14 protein-coding genes are annotated in these 17,364 nt (G+C 65.1%); 8 read left to right on the top strand and 6 right to left on the bottom strand.

Going from position 1 to position 17,364, the window contains the following annotated elements:
- The first annotated feature begins 8 nt into the window (after positions 1 to 8).
- From PVZ77_RS00210 to PVZ77_RS00195, 4 genes are all read left to right on the top strand, one after another.
- Positions 9 to 602 carry an anthranilate synthase component II gene (locus PVZ77_RS00210; RefSeq protein WP_273805780.1) on the top strand — a complete coding sequence of 198 codons (594 nt, stop codon included), beginning with the start codon at positions 9 to 11 and terminating at the stop codon, positions 600 to 602.
- On the top strand, positions 603 to 1,652 hold the full coding sequence (trpD, locus tag PVZ77_RS00205; protein ID WP_145154087.1) for an anthranilate phosphoribosyltransferase: 1,050 nt from the start codon (positions 603 to 605) through the stop codon (positions 1,650 to 1,652).
- Positions 1,649 to 2,476 carry an indole-3-glycerol phosphate synthase TrpC gene (gene trpC / locus PVZ77_RS00200; protein WP_273805781.1) on the top strand — a complete coding sequence of 276 codons (828 nt, stop codon included), beginning with the start codon at positions 1,649 to 1,651 and terminating at the stop codon, positions 2,474 to 2,476. The genes trpD and trpC overlap by 4 nt, the downstream gene beginning before the upstream one ends.
- Positions 2,477 to 2,742: 266 nt before the next feature.
- The gene (locus PVZ77_RS00195) at positions 2,743 to 4,524 is read left to right on the top strand and encodes a BCCT family transporter (RefSeq protein WP_273805782.1); all 1,782 of its coding nucleotides are present in this window, start codon (positions 2,743 to 2,745) and stop codon (positions 4,522 to 4,524) included.
- A 58-nt stretch (positions 4,525 to 4,582) separates the two neighbouring features.
- On the opposite strand, the gene crp is transcribed toward PVZ77_RS00195, so the two are convergent.
- Complete coding sequence (gene crp / locus PVZ77_RS00190; RefSeq protein ID WP_017640369.1) at positions 4,583 to 5,227, bottom strand: cAMP-activated global transcriptional regulator CRP; 645 nt, start codon at positions 5,225 to 5,227, stop codon at positions 4,583 to 4,585.
- A gap of 209 nt (positions 5,228 to 5,436) precedes the next feature.
- On the opposite strand from crp, the gene PVZ77_RS00185 reads away from it, so the two are divergent.
- Both PVZ77_RS00185 and speD read left to right on the top strand, forming a co-directional pair.
- A complete protein-coding gene (locus PVZ77_RS00185; protein ID WP_158891526.1) occupies positions 5,437 to 5,859 on the top strand; it encodes an OsmC family protein in 423 nt (140 codons plus the stop codon).
- A 265-nt stretch (positions 5,860 to 6,124) separates the two neighbouring features.
- Positions 6,125 to 6,919: an adenosylmethionine decarboxylase gene (gene speD, locus PVZ77_RS00180; RefSeq protein ID WP_007159721.1), complete on the top strand. Its 795-nt coding sequence runs from the start codon at positions 6,125 to 6,127 to the stop codon at positions 6,917 to 6,919.
- Positions 6,920 to 6,976: 57 nt separating this feature from the next.
- Here the strand turns inward: speD and PVZ77_RS00175 are convergent, their stop codons facing one another.
- From PVZ77_RS00175 to PVZ77_RS00165, 3 genes are all read right to left on the bottom strand, one after another.
- Positions 6,977 to 8,236, bottom strand: a complete 1,260-nt coding sequence (locus PVZ77_RS00175; RefSeq protein ID WP_273805783.1) for a cation:proton antiporter — start codon at positions 8,234 to 8,236, stop codon at positions 6,977 to 6,979.
- Positions 8,237 to 8,437: 201 nt separating this feature from the next.
- Positions 8,438 to 8,629 carry a hypothetical protein gene (locus PVZ77_RS00170; RefSeq protein WP_273805784.1) on the bottom strand — a complete coding sequence of 64 codons (192 nt, stop codon included), beginning with the start codon at positions 8,627 to 8,629 and terminating at the stop codon, positions 8,438 to 8,440.
- An 87-nt stretch (positions 8,630 to 8,716) separates the two neighbouring features.
- Positions 8,717 to 12,223: a bifunctional diguanylate cyclase/phosphodiesterase gene (locus tag PVZ77_RS00165; protein ID WP_273805785.1), complete on the bottom strand. Its 3,507-nt coding sequence runs from the start codon at positions 12,221 to 12,223 to the stop codon at positions 8,717 to 8,719.
- Positions 12,224 to 12,590: 367 nt separating this feature from the next.
- Here PVZ77_RS00165 and PVZ77_RS00160 point away from each other — a divergent pair, with 367 nt between their 5' ends.
- Entirely contained in the window at positions 12,591 to 12,950 is a 360-nt protein-coding gene (locus PVZ77_RS00160; RefSeq protein WP_017640375.1) for a BON domain-containing protein, read from the top strand.
- Between the two features lie 77 nt (positions 12,951 to 13,027).
- Positions 13,028 to 13,480, top strand: coding sequence for a PA2169 family four-helix-bundle protein (locus tag PVZ77_RS00155; RefSeq protein WP_133861929.1), 453 nt, complete (start codon positions 13,028 to 13,030; stop codon positions 13,478 to 13,480).
- A 54-nt stretch (positions 13,481 to 13,534) separates the two neighbouring features.
- Here the strand turns inward: PVZ77_RS00155 and acs are convergent, their stop codons facing one another.
- Complete coding sequence (gene acs / locus PVZ77_RS00150) at positions 13,535 to 15,478, bottom strand: acetate--CoA ligase (protein WP_273805786.1); 1,944 nt, start codon at positions 15,476 to 15,478, stop codon at positions 13,535 to 13,537.
- Between the two features lie 126 nt (positions 15,479 to 15,604).
- Positions 15,605 to 17,269, bottom strand: a complete 1,665-nt coding sequence (gene pgi / locus PVZ77_RS00145) for a glucose-6-phosphate isomerase (RefSeq protein WP_273805787.1) — start codon at positions 17,267 to 17,269, stop codon at positions 15,605 to 15,607.
- Positions 17,270 to 17,364: the final 95 nt, after the last annotated feature.

Raw genomic sequence — 17,364 nt, 5'->3', positions numbered from 1 at the left:
AATCCACCATGCTGCTGATGCTCGATAACTACGATTCCTTCACCTACAACCTGGTGCAGTACCTGGGCGAGCTGGGGGCCGAGGTCAAGGTGGTGCGCAACGACGAGCTGCCGGTCGAGGCGCTCGAAGACCTGGCGCCGGAGCGCATCGTCGTCTCTCCCGGTCCCTGCACGCCCAACGAGGCGGGCATCTCCCTGGCCACCCTGGAGCGCTTCGCCGGCAAGCTGCCGGTGCTGGGCGTCTGCCTGGGGCACCAGAGCCTGGGCCAGGCCTTTGGCGGCGAGGTGGTCCGGGCCCGCGAGCCGATGCACGGCAAGACCAGCCCGGTCTACCACAACGGCCAGGGCGTCTTCGCCGGCCTGCCCAATCCCGTCACCGTGACCCGCTATCACTCGCTGGTGGTTAAGCGCGAGACCCTGCCCGAGTGCCTGGAGATCACCGCCTGGACTCAGCATCCGGACGGCAGCATGGACGAGATCATGGGCCTGCGGCACCGCGAATTCATGATCGAGGGGGTGCAGTTCCATCCCGAATCCATCCTCACCGAACATGGCCATGACCTGCTGGCCAACTTTCTCCAGCAGCAGGGAGGGCGTCGCTAGATGGACATCAAGCAGGCCCTGAATCGCATCAGCGGGCAACTCGACCTCAATGTGGCCGAGATGCAGGCGGTGATGCGCCAGATTATGACCGGTGGCGCCGACGAGGCGCAGATCGGTGCCTTCCTCATGGGCATGCGCATCAAGAGCGAGACCATCGACGAGATCTGCGGCGCGGTCAGCGTGATGCGCGAGCTGGCCACCCCGGTGGTGCTGCCGACCCTCGATCACGTGGTCGACGTGGTCGGTACCGGCGGCGATGGCGCCAATATCTTCAACGTTTCCTCGGCCTCGGTGTTCGTGGTCGCGGCGGCGGGCGGCAAGGTCGCCAAGCACGGCAATCGCGCGGTGTCCGGCAAGAGCGGTAGTGCCGATCTGCTGGAGGCCGCCGGTATCTACCTGGAGCTGACTCCGGCGCAGATCGCCCGCTGCGTCGAGCAGGTGGGCGTCGGCTTCATGTTCGCCCAGTCGCACCACAGCGCCATGCGTCACGCCGCCGGGCCGCGCCGCTCGCTGGGGCTGCGCACCCTGTTCAACATGCTCGGTCCCCTGACCAATCCGGCCGGTGTCCGGCACCAGGTGGTCGGGGTGTTCAGTGCCGCGCTGTGCCGGCCGTTGGCCGAGGTGCTGCAGCGCCTGGGCAGCCACCACGTGCTGGTGGTGCACTCCCGCGACGGCCTGGACGAATTCAGCCTGGCCGCGGCGACCCAGGTCGCCGAACTCAAGGACGGCAGCATCAGCGAATACCAAGTGCTGCCGGAGGATCTGGGTATCAAGAGCCAGACCCTGGTCGGCCTCACCGTGGACGGCCCCGAGGCCTCCCTGGCGCTGATCCGCGACGCCCTCGGCCGACGCAAGACCGAGGCCGGGCAAAAGGCCGCTGACATGATCGTGCTCAACGCCGGCGCGGCGCTCTACGCCGCGGATCTCGCCCACAGCCTGCATGAAGGGGTACTCTTGGCCCACGATGCGCTCTACAGCGGCCTGGCCCGGGAAAAGCTGGACGAGCTCGCCCATTTCACATCCGTCTATCGCGAGGAGGGTCGCCCGTGAGTGTGCCAACCGTGTTGCAGAAGATCCTGGCCCGCAAGGCCGAGGAGATCGCCCAGCTCAAGGCCCGGACCAGCCTGGCCGAACTCGAGGCCCAAGCCCGTGCCGCCGACGCCCCGCGCGGCTTCGCCCGCGCCCTGCAGGCCCAGGTGGCGCGCAAGGAGGCAGCAATCATCGCCGAGGTGAAGAAGGCCTCGCCGAGCAAGGGCGTGATCCGTGAACACTTCGTGCCGGCCGAGATCGCCCACAGTTACGCCCTGGGCGGGGCCACCTGCCTGAGCGTGCTGACCGACGTGGACTTCTTCCAGGGTGGCAACACCTATCTGCAGCAGGCGCGCGCCGCCTGCCAGCTGCCGGTGATCCGCAAGGACTTCCTCATCGACCCCATCCAGGTGGTGGAAGCCCGGGCCATCGGTGCCGACTGCATCCTGCTGATCGTCGCCGCGCTGGACGACGGCCTGATGGGCGAACTGGCCGCCACGGCCAGGGACGTCGGCCTGGACGTGCTGGTCGAGGTGCATGATGGTGCGGAGCTGGAGCGCGCCCTGACGGTGCTGGATACCCCGCTGGTGGGGGTCAACAACCGCAACCTGCACACCTTCGAGGTCAGCCTGGAAACCACTCTCGATCTCTTGCCGCGTATCCCCCAGGATCGCCTGGTGATCACCGAGAGCGGCATCCTCAATCGTGCCGACGTGGAGCTGATGGAGATCAACGAGGTGCGCGCCTTCCTGGTCGGCGAAGCCTTCATGCGCGCCGACGAACCGGGTCAGGAGCTGCAGCGTCTGTTCTTCCCGGATCGCCGCTTCCCGCTCAGAGACGCCTGAGGCGTCGGTCGTGCGCGCAAGGCCCCGGGGATAACCCCGGGGCTTTTTTCTTTCCGCAGGGTGATCCACGTCGACTCGCGCCCACCCCGGGCGGCGGGAACGACCTCCGTGTGCCCGCTGCCGACGCAGGGCTTTGTTTCCATGGGAATAAACCCGGTTAATGGCCTCCGACTCGCTGAACCGTGGCGAGGCGCGGAGACGGCTGGCTGTCGCAGGACAAGACCGTGCTCCGCCGCACCAGGCCATCCATAACCAGGGCAAGCACCATGGCAACGGAAGAAAAAAGCGAAACACTTGATATCAGCGTCACCGATCCCTCCCGGACCGAGGAGTCGCGCCGGGATCGGCGACTCGCCGGCACCACCGACTGGGTAGTCTTCGGCGTCACCAGCATCGCCGCGCTGGCCTTCGTGATCTGGGGCTTCGTCAGCCAGGCCAGCCTGGCCAGCAGCGCCTCGACCGCCCAGGGCTGGGTGATCACCCACTTCGGCTGGCTGTTCGTGCTCACCTCCACCGGCTTCGTGGTCTTCGTCATCTGGCTGGCCGCCAGTCGCTATGGGCGGATCCCCCTGGGGCGCGACGACGAGCAGCCGGAATTCCGCACCCTCTCCTGGGTGGCGATGATGTTCAGCGCCGGCATGGGTATCGGCCTGATGTTCTTTGGCGTCGCCGAGCCGCTGTCGCACTATCTCAATCCGCCGCCCGGTGGTGCCGCGGGGCAGAGCAGCGCCGCCCTGCAGGTGGCCATGGCGACCACGCTGTTCCACTGGACGCTGCATCCCTGGGCCATCTATGCCGTGGTCGGGCTGGCCATCGCCTATGGCACCTATCGGCGCGGTCGCAGCCAACTGATCTCGGTGGCCTTTCGCCCCCTGATCGGCGAACACGCCAATGGCCCCGTCGGTCGCGTCATCGACATGATGGCGATCTTCGCCACCCTGTTCGGCTCGGCGGCCTCCCTCGGTCTGGGCGCCCTGCAGATCGCCGGCGGACTCGAACACAACGGCTGGATCGAGCAACCCGGGAAGATGCTCTACATCAGCATCATCACGGTGCTGACGGTGGCCTTTGTCATCTCCGCGGTGTCCGGGGTCGAGAAGGGCATCCAGTGGCTGTCCAACACCAACATGGTGCTGGCGGTGGCGCTGGCGCTGTTCGTCTTCGTCGCCGGTCCGACCCTGCTGATGCTCAATCTGCTGCCCACCGCCATCGGCGACTACATCGACCTCCTGCCGGAGATGATGGCGCGCACCAGCGCCAGCGGTGGCGAGGCCATGGGCAACTGGCTGTCCAGCTGGACGGTGTTCTACTGGGCCTGGTGGATTTCCTGGACGCCCTTCGTCGGCATGTTCATCGCCCGCATCAGTCGCGGTCGCACCATCCGCCAGTTCGTCACCGGCGTGCTGCTGGTGCCGAGTCTGGTCAGCGTGGTCTGGTTCGTCATCTTCGGCGGCGCGGCCATCGACGCCATGCGCCTGGGCGCCTTCACCCTGGTCGACGGCGCGGTGAACAGCAACTTCGCCCTCTACGACCTGCTGGCCAGCTATCCCTGGGTCTCGGTGACCTCGGTGCTGGTGATGGTGCTGGTGGCGATCTTCTTCGTGTCCGGCGCCGACGCCGCGTCCCTGGTGATGGGCACCCTGTCCGAGCGCGGCACCACCGAGCCTTCGCGGCGCACGGTGATCTTCTGGGGCGCCCTCACCGGCGCGGTTGCGGCGATCATGCTGGCCATCGGTGACCCGGGCAACCCGGGTGCAGCGCTCAACGGGCTGCAGAATCTGACTATCGTGGTCGCGCTGCCCTTCGTGGTGGTGATGGCGCTGCTGTGCCTGGCGCTCTATCGCGATTTGCGTTGCGATCCGCTGATGCTGCGGCATCTGCGCGGTACCGAGCTGATCGAGAAGGCGGTGCTCTATGGCGCGGTCAAGCACGGCGAAGAATTCCACTTCGTCGTGGGCGAACCCAAGGCCAAGGGTAATGACGAGAAGACCGTCGACGAGAAGGCCACGGTGCGGGTCGCTAAGGTCCAGCCACGGGTCGAGAGCTGAAGCCCGGACGGGCGGGGGGAACGGCCCCCGCCTGCTGGCAGGGGCGCGCCAGGCGGGTTCAGCGGGTGCCGAACACCACCATGGTCTTGCCCTTGACGTGGACCAGACCCTGTTCTTCGAGGGACTTCAGCACGCGACCGACCATCTCGCGGGAGCAACCGACGATGCGGCCGATCTCCTGGCGGGTGATCTTGATCTGCATGCCATCCGGGTGGGTCATGGCGTCGGGCTGCTTGCACAGGTCGAGCAGGGTGCGGGCCACGCGACCGGTGACGTCGAGGAAGGCCAGGTCGCCGACCTTGCGGGTGGTCTGGCGCAGGCGCTCGGCCATCTGGCGACCGAGGGAGAACAGCATGTCCGGATCGTGCTGGCTCAGTTCGCGGAACTGGCCATAGCTGATTTCGGCGACTTCGCACTCGGTACGGGCACGCACCCAGGCGCTGCGCTCGGGCTCGCTGCCTTCCTTGGAGAACAGCCCCATCTCGCCGAAGAAGTCCCCGGCATTGAGATAGGCGATGATCATTTCGCGGCCTTCATCGTCTTCGATGAGGATGGTCACCGAACCCTTGAGGATGAAGAACAGGCTTTCGCTGTTGTCGCCAGCGTAGATGATGGTGGTTTTTGCCGTGTAGCGGCGACGCGAGCAGTGCGCTAGCAGCTTGTCGATGTGCTGTAACTTCGCGGGTGGGATGATAGCGGCCATGCTGATTCCTAAGGTTGAAAGCTAACCTGAGTAGGGGGCACCGATGTCCGAACCGGTGCATGCACAGGCTGCGCCGGTTCCAATTCAAAGACCGGATAAGAACATGCGCAGCTTAAATGCGAGCTGAATAACCCTTCACTGCGCACCAGTTTACGCCATCCAGCATGTTAAGCTGATCACCATTTGCATATATAAGTAGGACGAAAGCGATGAAAGCGCGCATCCAGTGGGCAGGCGAGGCCATGTTCCTCGGTGAATCCGGCAGCGGCCACGTGGTGGTCATGGACGGCCCGCCGGAAAGCGGCGGTCGCAACCTCGGCGTGCGGCCGATGGAAACCGTGCTGATCGGCCTGGGTGGCTGCGCCAGCTACGACGTGGTCAGCATCCTGCGCAAGGCGCGGCAACCGGTGGAAAGCTGCGAGGCCTTCCTCGAGGCCGACCGCGCCGACACCGAGCCCAAGGTGTTCACCCGTATCCACCTGAAGTTCGTGGTCAAGGGCCGGGGGCTCAAGGAAGCCCAGGTCAAGCGCGCCATCGAGCTGTCGGCGGAAAAGTACTGCTCGGCGTCCATCATGCTCGGTCGGGCCGGTGTCGAGATCACGCACAGCTACGAACTCGTCGAACTCGCCTGATGCTCTTGCAGGCGACGCCCGTGCGGGCGTCGCCCTCCGCTTCATCCCTTCCCGCCGACATCAATTCATCACCTGGGCCCGGCAGACTCTGGCCCCAGCCGCTGCCGATCTGCATAATGCGCCGCTCTTAAGGGGCAAGCCCCCGACAAGTACAGCCAATCGCCATCGCGAAGAGGTGTTCGCCGCCCTACGCAGCTTGCGCAATCCGCAACTGACGGGCACTCAGGACCGCGGTCAGAGACCGCACGACGGGAGCTTTACCACCGTGAAAAGCAAACTCAGGCTTCATGGTTTCAACAACCTGACCAAGACCTTGAGCTTCAACATCTACGACATCTGCTACGCCGAGACGTCGGAAGATCAGCAGGCCTATGTCCAGTACATCGACGAGGAATACGACGCCGAGCGTCTGACCCAGATCCTGACCGACGTGGTCGATATCATCGGGGCCAACATCCTCAATATCGCCCGCCAGGATTACGATCCCCAGGGCGCCAGCGTGACCATCCTGATCTCCGAACAGCCGGTCGAGCCGACCGAGAGCCAGATCGAGGAGTCGCCCGGTCCGCTGCGCGAGACCATTCTCGGCCACCTGGACAAGAGCCACATCACGGTGCACACCTATCCGGAGATCCATCCGGACGACGGCATCGCCACCTTCCGCGTCGACATCGACGTCTCCACCTGTGGCGTGATCTCCCCGCTCAAGGCCCTGAACTACCTGATCCACCAGTTCGACTCGGACATCGTCACCGTGGACTACCGGGTGCGCGGCTTCACCCGCGACATCGAAGGGCGCAAGCACTTCATCGACCACGAGATCAACTCGATCCAGAACTACCTGTCCGAGGACACCCGCGCGGCCTACCAGATGACCGACGTGAACGTGTATCAGGACAACCTGTTCCACACCAAGATGCTGCTCAAGGAATTCGAGCTGGACAACTATCTGTTCGGCGACGCCTCCCGCAGCCTCTCGTCCGAACAGCGTCAGCAGATCACCCAGCGCCTCAAGCACGAGATGCGCGAGATCTTCTCCGGCCGCAACCTGCCGCGCTGATCGCTCGGGTGTTGCCCAGAAACCCCCGCCATGGCGGGGGTTTCTCGTTTCCGGGGATCAGTGGTGCTCGTCGCGCACGACCGGGGCGCCACCGGTGACGCTCTTGACCACCCGGCCGATGGTGAGGCCCTGGCCGAGAATGGAAACCAGCACCACGATATAGGTCAGGGCGAGGATCAGATCCCGTTCCGGACCGGCTGGCAGACTCAGCGCCAGGGCCACGGAGACCCCGCCGCGCAGGGCGCCCCAGGTGAGGATGCGCGCCGTGCCACGGGTCATGTTGCGCCAGTGCGGGCTGAGCAGCACCACCGGTGCCACGCTGATCCAGCGGGCGAAGAGGATCGCCAGGGTCACCAGCAGGGCCGCGCCCAGGTGAGCCCAGCTGAACGGCAGTACCAGCAGCTCCATGCCGATCAGGGCGAACAGCAGGGCGTTGAGGATCTCGTCGATCAACTCCCAGAAGCCGTCCAGATAACGCCGGGTGAAGTCGTTCATCGCCTTGGTGCGGCCCAGGTTGCCGATGATCAGACCGGCCACCACCATGGCGATGGGACCCGAGACGTGCAGGTGACTGGCCAGCGTCGAACCGCCGATCACCAGGGCCAGCGACAGCATCACCTCGATCTGATGCTGCTCGATGCTCAGCATCAGCCAGTAGCAGACGAAGCCGATCAGCAGGCCGAACAGGATGCCGCCACCGGCTTCCTCGAGAAACAGCCAGAGCGCCGCGTTGACCGTGGGCGCCTCGCCCAGCTGGATCACCCCCAGCAGCACCGAATAGACCGCCACGGCCACGCCGTCATTGAACAGCGCCTCGCCGACGATGGTCGTCTCCAGCGACTTGGGCGCGCCGGCCGAGCGCAGGATGCCGAGTACGGCGATGGGATCGGTCGGGGAAATCAGGGCGCCGAAGATCAGGCAGTAGAGAATGTCGACGTGCCAACCCAGCCAGCCGAAGATCCAGTGGCTGAGATAGCCGATCAGCACCGTCGAGATGATCACCCCGAGGGTCGCCAGGCCGCCGATGGCCCATTTGTAGTCGCGCAGGTCCTTGAGATTGACGTGCAGGGCGCCGGCGAACAGCAGGAAACCAAGCATCCAGTTCATCAGCAGGTCGTTGAAGTCGATCTGCCCGAGCAATTCGCCGATGCGGTGTTCCAGGCCGGGAAAGCCGAGCCAGGAAAGACTCTGCAGGCCGACCGAGAAGATCAGCGCGATGACCATGACGCCGATGGTGGGCGGCAGGCCGACGAAGCGGTAGTTGAGGTAGGTGAGCAGCGAGGTGAAGCAGATGAAGGCAGCAGCGAGTTCGAGCATGGGCGTTCCAGATCCATCAGACAGCGAGCCCCTGCGAACGCAGGGCCTAGGGGTAGGATGGGGCGGACGCCGCAAAAGTTACATTTTCGATAGCTGGCTAGCCAATCGTTCGCCGAGGAACAGCCGTGAACCGCCCTGGGCCGCCGTTGAGCGGGCGGCGCCAAGGTGATCCGGAAGACGGACGGTCAGGGTGCAGCCGGCCTAGAGCGGCGCCACCATTCCCGTGGTCGCCTCACGCAGCGGCAACGGATGGGGAGCGGCGATGCGCGCCTCCAGCGTGGCTACGTAGCTGCGGGCATCGGCTTCGCTGAGAAAGGTGATGGCCTGCTTGTCGATGCAGACCTGCCAGGCACTGGTGGTGGACTTGCGCAGGGGACGAACCACGATCTTCATACTGGTACCCTCGGGGACAGACGGAAAGTGGAAACCCGAGTCTAGAGCGGTTTTGATTGCAATACCGTGACATTCGTCGGTTAGCCGCTAGGCGCGCGCCTTCTGCCGCTCGGCATACCAGGTCTCGAACTCTTCCGGCGGCAGCGGCGGACTGAACAGGAAGCCCTGGCATTGCTGGCAACCCAGCTTGCGCAGGATGTCCCACTGCTCGGTGGTCTCCACCCCTTCGGCCAGAACGTCGAGATCCAGCCCCTGGCCCAGGGCGACGATGGCCGCGGCGATGGCCTGGCTGCTGTGGGTGCCGCTGTCGCTGCGCAGTTCGTGCATGAAGCTCTGGTCGATCTTGAGCTTGTCCAGGGGGAAGCGGCGCAGGTAGGCCAGCGAGGAATAGCCGGTGCCGAAGTCGTCCACCGCGATGCGCACCCCCAGGGTCTTGAGGGTGGCCAGGGACAGCAGCGCCTCCTCGACATTGTTCATCAGGGTGCCTTCGGTGATCTCCAGTTCCAGATTCTCGGCCGGCAGGCGACTGCGCGCCAGGGCACGGGAAATGGTACTGGCCAGGTCGCGCTTGGCGAATTGCCGGGGCGAGATGTTGATCGCCAGGGTCTCCAGTTCCAGTCCCTGGGCGAGCCAGCTGTGCATCTGCTGGCAGGCGCTTTCGATGATCCAGTCACCCAGCGGCACGATGAGTCCGGTCTCCTCGGCCAGCGGAATGAATTCGGTGGGCGGGATGAGCCCTAGCTCCGGATCCCGCCAACGCACCAGGGCTTCCACGCCGATGGTTTGGGCCGTGCTGACGCTCATCAGCGGCTGGTAGTAGAGAACGAAATCGCCGCGCTTGAGCGCCGTGCGCAGCCGCGACTCCAGATTCAGCCGCCGCCGCGACTGCTCGGTGAGGGCCTGGGTATAGAAGCGGAAGGTGTCGCGCCCCTGGTCCTTGGCCTGGTGCATGGCGGTGTCGGCATTGCGAATGAGGTCATCGGCGGTGGCGCCATCGTCGGGAAAGAGACTGATGCCGATGCTGGCGTTGAGATAGATGTCGTGCTCGCCGAGGTGAAAGGGCTGCTCCAGCTTGCCGAGCATGGCCTGGGCGATCTGGGCGGCGAATTCGGGCCGGTCTATCCGCTCGATGATAACCAGGTACTCGTCGCCACCGATGCGCGCCAGGGTGATGTCTTCGCTGAGCAGGGCGCGCAGGCGGGCGGCAAATTCCACCAGCAGTTCGTCACCCAGGGCATGGCCGTGGCTTTCGTTGACCGTGCGGAAATGATCGAAGTCGAGGATCAGTACGGCGACCAGGTATTCCTGGGGCTCCGCTAGGGCCAGGGCGTGCTCCAGATGGGTGCGCGCCAGCAGGCGATTGGGCAGGTCGGTCAGGGGATCGTGATGCGCCAGGTGACTCAGGCGCGCCTCGCTTTCCCGCAGGCGCGTGGTATCGCTGACGGTGACCGTGTACTGCCGGGTTTCCCGGGGGTAGAGGGTATCGATGGTGGTCCAGGCCGGAAAGGTAGTGCCGTCGAGGCGCGGCCAGAGCAATTCGCCCTCCCAGCGGCCCACGCGGCGTACCGTGCGCCAGAGTTCGCGGTAGAAGCGCTGGTCCTGGCGGCCACCGCCGGGCAGTCCCAGCCGCTGGCCGAGCAGGGTGCCTTCCTGGGCGCCCAGCAGGCGGGCGAAGGCCGGATTCACCGCCAGGATCCAACGGCGCTCGTCGAGCAGCAGCAGGCCGTCGCGACTGTTCTGGAACATCGCCGCGGCCTGGCGCAGGCTTTCTTCCTGCTGCTTGCGCAGGGTGATGTCCTGGGCGGTGCTGATGAAATACTGGGGCACCCCCTGGTCGTCGCGGATCAGGCGCGTGGTGACATTGGCCCAGACCGGCTGGCCACTGCGATGCAGATAGCGTTTTTCCAGGGTGTAGCGGTCCTGGCCGGTGTCGACCAGTTGTTTGCGCAGGGTGGCGCCCAGGGCGCGCTCGTCCGGATGGGTCACCGAGGCGGTGTCCTTCTGCAGCAATTCCGGTTGCGAGTAGCCGAGCATCTGGCAGAAGTGGTGGTTGGCGCTCAGCCAGCGACCGTCCAGGTCGCTGAGCATGATGCCGGTGTAGGCCTGCTCGAAGATGCCGCGGTAACGCGCCTCGCTCGCGCGCTGGGCCTGGACCACGCGCTGTTGCCGGATGGCCAGCACTGCGAGGCGGGCGAATTCGGTGATCAGCGCCTGGGTTTCCGTTTCTGGCAGCCGCGCCTCTCCGTAGTAGACGCCCAGGGCGCCCACGGCGCGCTGCTGCTCGTCCTGCAGGGGCAGGGCCCAGGCGCCGCGAATGCCGGCCGCCTGGGCGGCCGGTAGCAGCTGCTGCCAGGCCGGATCCAGTTCGACATCGATGGTGAATACCGGGGCATTGGTGGTGACGGCACTGCAGCAGCCCTGGTCGTGGCGGCTGCGCGGCACGCTTTCCAGCGCCGCCTGGAAGGCGGGTGGCAGGCTCGGCGCGGCGGCGACCCGCAGATGCTCGCCCTGGTCGTCCAGCAACAGGGCGACGCGCATTTCCGGATAGATCCGTTCCAGCCGCTGGGCGATGCCCTGCTGGATCTCCGCCAGTGGCAGGCCGGTGAGCAGATCGTCGAGGACGTCGCTGCGGGCCTGTTGCAGCTGCTGCGCCTGGTAGTCGTGGTGAATGTCGGTGAGGGTGCCCTGGATCTCGCCATCGAGACCGGCACGCAGCTCCATCTGCATCCAGCGATGGCTTTCCACCGACAGGCGCAGCCGCACCACGCCATTCCAGTGCAGGCGCTGACCGGCGGCGAAATCGGCCACCAGCTGGCGCAGTCGGGCTCCATCCTGGGGGTGGAAGGCCTGATCCAGGGGGTGGTTGAGTTGCTGGCTGGCAGGGTGGCCGGTCAGGGCTTCCCAGGCCGGATTGAGAAACTGCCAACGGCCACGGTGATCGCTGGCGAAGACCACCAGCGGCAGGTGCTGGACCAGTTCGCGATAGCGTCTCTGGCTGTCCTGGAGCGCCTGCTCGGCCAGCTTGTGGCTGGTGATGTCGACCAGGGCACCGCGCGTGGTGCCGGCTTCGTCGAAGTCGCTTTGCCAGTTGAGCCAGCGCCAGCTGTCCTGGCCATCGGCGAAATGCGCGGAGAAATTCAGCGGGCCCTGCATGTGCTGCAGGCGTTCGAGCATGCTGTGCACATGATCGCGGTCATCGACACGGGCGCAGGCCGCGATGGTGGCGAAATCCAGCGGATCGCTGCCCTTGGGCTGGTGCAGCATCACCAGGGTGCGTTCGGAGCAGAGCAGGCGGCCATCGGACGTCAGCTGCCAGTCGCCGGTATTGGTCAGGCGCTGGACGAAATCCTGGGTAGCGCGCTGGTTCTGCAGCTCTTCGATGAAGCCTTCACGATAGCTGACCTGGCGCCGCAGCAATCCATAGAGCACCAGCGACAGCAGACTCATGAAGGCCAGGCCCTTCAGGGTGTGCCACAGATAGACACTGTCCTGATCGCTGAGCAGCAGATACAACAGCCCGTCGCTGCCGATCACCCAGAGGGCACTCAGCAGCAGATAAATCAGGGCAATGCGCGCAGGAGAGAGAGGCCGCATGCCGGATCCTCAAGGCCCGATCGCAGGTGTCGGGTTCGCTGGGGCTTGGACCGGATAAAGGTATGGCAGTTCTGGCCTGGTCACGTGGAAATCTTTTCCATAAGTCTGGCTTTATCGGGTGAGATGCTCTGGCGGGCAACTCTTCCCATCCAGGCTCAAGAGTCGTCTGACCTCGTGCAAATTACCAGGCCTATCCATCTGCCAATTGCATTTTGCCCGCCCCTTGTCGCCGTCTATTTTTCATAACTCATTGATTAGTAAAGTCTTTAACGAATCTTGGAATTCGGCGCGGCCGTTGCGCTCTACATCTAGGTCGCTGCTACCAGGACCTGGGCGCAGTACAACCAAGGAAAACAGGAGTCATCTCATGAAAAAGACTTTCGGTACTTTTGCCCTCGCTGCCGTTACCGCTTCCGTACTGAGCCTGCCGCTGGCCGGCGGTGCCTTTGCTGCCACCAGCCAGAACATGACCCTGGCCGCCAACAACACCATGGACAAGACCGAAGAAGCCGCGTCCGACACCTGGATCACCAGCAAGGTGAAGGCTTCCTTCCTGGCCGACGAACACATCAAGGGCACCTCGATCAAGGTCGAGACCAACAAGGGTGTCGTGTCCCTGTCCGGCACCGTGGCGACCGAAGCCCAGCGCGACTTGGCGATCAAGGAAGCCAAGGCCATCAAGGGCGTCAAGGCCGTCTCGGCTGACGCGCTGAAAGCCGCCCAGTAAGAACGCCCGTACACCCGGCACGATGGCGGCGCCGCGCGCTGCCATCACCCCCCTGTCCTTCGCCCCGGAGAACTGCCATGACCAGCACGACCGAAACCCTCAACGATCTGATCGAGATCGCCCGTGACGGCAAGAATTTCTACGAGCACGCCCTCACCGAAGTGAAGAACCCCGAATTGAAGGCCCTGTTCACCGAGATCGCCCAGAGCAAGGCCGAGATCATCAGCGCCCTGAGCAGCCAGGTGTCGGCCTCGGGTGAAAAGCCTGCCGAGCAAGGCACCTTTGCCGGCAGCTTCCGCAAGTACTACACCGACGTCAAAACCTCCTTTGCCAGCAAGGAAAAGGAAGAAGTCACCTACGTCAGCGAGCTGGAAGAGCAGGAAGACCGCCTGCTGCACGCGCTGGAGCGTGCCGTCAACGAACACGCCACCCCGGATGCCCAGGCCAACCTGCGCAGCCAGCTGGAAAAGGCCCGTGCGACCCATGATCGCATGCGTGACCTGAAGCACCGTATGCAAGCCGCCCACTAAGGCTGCTCGCAGAAAAAAGCCCCGCCTAGGCGGGGCTTTTCTTTGGGCCGGCGTTCAGTTCTGGGGCGCGCGATTGAGGCGGGCGTCGATCAGGCTGTCGACCACCGACGGATCGGCCAGGGTCGAGGTATCGCCCAGGCTGTCCAGTTCGTCGCAGGCGATCTTGCGCAGGATGCGTCTCATGATCTTGCCGGAGCGGGTCTTGGGCAGGGCGGGTGCCCACTGCAGGAATTCCGGCTTGGCGAAGCTGCCGATCTCATCGGCCACCTGCTGGCGCAGGCGGGCCTTGAGTTCGTCGCTCGGCGTCACTCCACCCTTGGTGGTGACGAAGGCATAGACCGCCTGACCCTTGACCTCGTGGGGGCAGCCGACTACAGCGGCCTCGGCCACGTCCGCATGTTCGGTCAGTACGCTCTCCACCTCGGCGGTGCCGATGCGGTGACCGGACACGTTGAGCACGTCGTCCACCCGCCCGGTGATCCAGTAGTAGCCGTCTTCGTCCCGGCGTGCGCCATCGCCGGTGAAGTAGTAGCCCGGGTAGGCGCTGAAATAGGTGTCGATCAGGCGCTGGTGGTCGCCATGGACGGTACGGATCTGGCTCGGCCAGCTGGACTTGATCGCCAGCACGCCACTGCCGGGTCCGTCGATCTCCTTGCCCTGCTCGTCCAGCAGCACCGGCTGGACGCCAAAGAAGGGCAGGGTGGCCGAACCCGGTTTCAGCGCCAGGGCGCCGGGTGGCGGAGCGATGAGGATGCTGCCGGTCTCGGTCTGCCACCAGGTGTCGACGATGGGGCAGCGTCCTTCGCCCACCACCCGGTGATACCACTCCCAGGCCTCGGGATTGATCGGCTCGCCGACGCTGCCCAGCAGCTGCAGGCTCTTGCGCGAGGTGCGCTGTACCGGGTCGTCGCCTTCGCGCATCAGGGCGCGCAAGGCCGTGGGGGCGGTATAGAAGATGTTGACCTGGTGCTTGTCCACCACCTGCCAGAGGCGGCTGGCATCGGGATAGCTCGGTACCCCTTCGAACATCAGGGTGGTGGCGCCATTGGCCAGGGGACCGTAGACGATGTAGCTGTGGCCGGTGACCCAGCCGACATCGGCGGTGCACCAGAAGACCTGGCCCTCGTGATAGTCGAATAGGTACTTGAAACTCAGGGTGGCGCCCAGTAGATAGCCGCCAGTGGTGTGCAGCACGCCCTTGGGTTTGCCGGTGGAACCGGAGGTGTAGAGGATGAACAGCGGATCCTCGGCGTCCATGGGCTCTGCCGGGCAGTCGGGCGAAGCTGCCGCCACCGCCTGGGCGTAGGGCAGGTCGCGCCCCTCCTGGCGGGCCACGGCGGCGCCGGTGCGTTCGACCATGACCACGGTGTGGACCTCCGGGCATTTGGCCAGGGCCTTGTCGACATTGGCCTTGAGCGGGACGCGCTTGCCGCCGCGCACGCCCTCGTCGGCGGTGATCACCACCCGGCAGTCGGCATCGAGGATGCGGTCGCGCAGCGCCTCGGGCGAGAAGCCGCCGAATACCACCGAATGCACCGCGCCGATGCGCGCGCAGGCGAGCATGGCGTAGGCCGCCTCGGGAATCATCGGCATATAGAGACAGACGCGGTCGCCTTTCCTGACCCCGCGATCCTTGAGCACATTGGCCAGGCGACTGACGTGCTCGTGCAACTGGCGATAGCTGATGACCTGGCTGTCGGCGGGATCGTCGCCTTCCCAGAGGATGGCGGTCTGATCGCCGCGAGCGGCGAGGTGGCGATCGATGCAGTTGTAGGCGACGTTGAGCTGGCCGCCGCTGAACCAGCGGGTCTGGCCCTGGCGCATATCGCCGCTATGGACTTCGTCCCAGGTGCGCGACCAGTCGAGCAGGGCGTTGGCCTGTTCGCTCCAGAAGCGTTCCGGCTGTTCCACCGAGCGCTGGTAGAGCTCGCGATAACGGGCTTCGTCGAGGTGGGTGCGGGCACTCAGGCTCTCGGGCACGGGATAGCGTTGGCTCATGGCCGGCTCCTTCTTGGTGTTGTTGTGCTCCTAGTTTAGGCCGCGGATGACCTGCCGGGGTTCAGCGAGGCGACAAAACGAAAAAAGCGCCGCAGAGCGGCGCCTTTCGGAGCGGACCAGCGACGATCAGCCGCGGTGACGACCGCGGAAGTAGTCGATCAGGCCCTGGGTCGAACCATCGTCGGCCTTGCCTTCGCTGCGGCCGATGATGTGCTGGTAGACGTCCTTGCCCAGCTCCTTGCCCAGCTCGACGCCCCACTGGTCGAAGCAGTTGATGCCCCAGATGACGCTCTGCACGAACACCTTGTGCTCGTACAGGGCGACCAGCGCACCCAGGCGCCGCGGCGAGATGCGCTCCAGCACCAGGGTGTTGCTCGGGCGGTTGCCCGGGATCACCTTGTGCGGCGCCAGCTTGGCGATCTCGGCTTCGCCCAGACCCTTCTCGCGCAGCTCGACCTCGGCTTCTTCGCGGGTCTTGCCCAGCATCAGTGCCTGGCTCTGCGACAGGCAGTTGGCATAGAGCCACTGCTGGTGATCGGCTACCGGGTTGTGACTCACCACCGGCACGATGAAGTCGCCGGGGATCAGCTGGGTGCCCTGGTGCAAGAGCTGGTGGTAGGCGTGCTGACCGTTGCAGCCGACGCCGCCCCAGATCACCGGGCCGGTCTCCACGCTCACCGGCGAGCCGTCCTGGCGCACGCTCTTGCCGTTTGACTCCATGTCCAGCTGCTGCAGGTGCTTCACGAAGTTACGCAGGTGGTGGTCGTAGGGCAGGATGGCGTGACTGGTCGCGCCCCAGAAGTTGCCGTACCAGACCCCCAGCAGGCCCAGCAGCACCGGCATGTTCTCTTCGAACGGCGCGCTGGTGAAGTGCTGGTCCATGGCATAGGCGCCGGCCAGCAGGTCCTTGAAGTTGGACATGCCGATGGCCAGGGCGATGGGCAGGCCGATCGCCGACCACAGCGAATAGCGGCCGCCGACCCAATCCCACATCGGGAAGATGTTCTCTTCGGCGATGCCGAATTCCACCGCCACCTTGACGTTGCTGGAGACGGCGATGAAGTGCTTGTGCAGCTCCGGCTCCGGGCAGCCCTGGGCCAGGCACCAGGCGCGCGCGGCCTGGGCGTTCTTCAGGGTCTCCAGGGTGCCGAAGGACTTGGAGGAGACGATGAACAGGGTGGTGTCGGCGGCGAGCTTGGAGGTCACCTCGCGGAATTCGCTGCCATCGATGTTGGCCAGGTAGTGGCAACGCACGCCGCGCTGGGTAAAGGGCACCAGCGCCTCGGAGACCAGTTGCGGACCGAGGAAGGAGCCACCGATGCCGATGTTGACCACGTCGGTGATCGGCTTCTCGGTGTAGCCGCGCCAGAGGCCGTTGTGGATGCGGGTGACCAGCTGGGTCATCTGGTTCAGGACCCGGTGCACCTCGGGCATGATGTCCTGGCCGTCGATCTGGACGCTGTCGCCCACCGGGCGGCGCAGGGCGGTGTGCAGGGCAGGACGGTGTTCGGAGGAGTTGACGTAGGCGCCGTCGAACAGGGTGTGGATGGCCCCTTCCAGACCCGCTTCACGGGCCAGATTCACCAGCAGGTCGCGGGTCTGCTCGGTGATGAGGTTCTTGGAGTAGTCGAGAAACAGACCGCTGCTGCTCAGGGAGAACTGCGAGAAGCGCTGCGGATCGGCAGCGAAGGCATCGCGCATGCGGAAATTCTGCATGGCCTTGCGGTGTTCCTGCAGGGCTTTCCAGGAGGCGAGCTGGGTCACGTCGATGGGGTGTTGATAGTACTCCATGGCTAGGCTTTTCCTTGGTGGCTCTTGTTTGCTGTTGTGCCCCACAAGCCGCTGGCTTGCAAGAGAAAGTCGGTGACCGCGAGACGCCGGTCGTG

The sequence above is a fragment of the Pseudomonas sp. SHLD1 genome, from assembly GCF_028640935.1.
Classification (GTDB): Bacteria; Pseudomonadota; Gammaproteobacteria; order Pseudomonadales; family Pseudomonadaceae; genus Chryseomonas; species Chryseomonas aestiva.
The sequence above is the reverse complement of the archived record's forward strand: the minus strand, read 5'-3'. Positions and strand labels throughout refer to the sequence as shown.